Raw genomic sequence first — 399 nt, 5'->3', positions numbered from 1 at the left:
ACTCAGTTGTTGGTAAATCTGTTTCCTGTCGGCTGTGCCGTCACTGGTGACATAAGCCACCAGGGCCGGCTGGCCGGCTATCCCCGGCTTGATGGCCAGGGCCGCCTGTTTCACTCCGGGGCAGACTGACAGTACGCTGGCGATCTCTCCCAACTCCACCCGGTAACCATTAATCTTGACCTGTTCATCACGCCGGCCCAGGAATTCCAGTTCACCGGCTGTGGTCCAGCGCACCAGGTCCCCGGAGCAATATAGCTTTCCGGCTCCAAATGGGTTATCAATAAATTTCTCCGCCGTGAGTGCCGGCTTTCCCCAATAACCATTGCTGACACCCGCGCCACCTATGCACAGCTCTCCTGTAACACCCGACGGCACAATATGATGCCGGCGGTCCAGTAC

1 protein-coding gene is annotated in these 399 nt (G+C 57.9%); it reads right to left on the bottom strand.

The window, feature by feature from the left end; genetic code table 11:
• The coding region (locus tag ICL07_RS32175; protein ID WP_188092169.1) for an acyl-CoA synthetase family protein at positions 1–399 on the bottom strand (399 nt) is incomplete at both ends.

The sequence above is a fragment of the Chitinophaga qingshengii genome, from assembly GCF_014529935.1.
Taxonomy (GTDB): Bacteria; Bacteroidota; Bacteroidia; order Chitinophagales; family Chitinophagaceae; genus Chitinophaga; species Chitinophaga qingshengii.
Note: the sequence above shows the minus strand (reverse complement) of the source record. Positions and strands in the feature narration are given on the sequence as shown.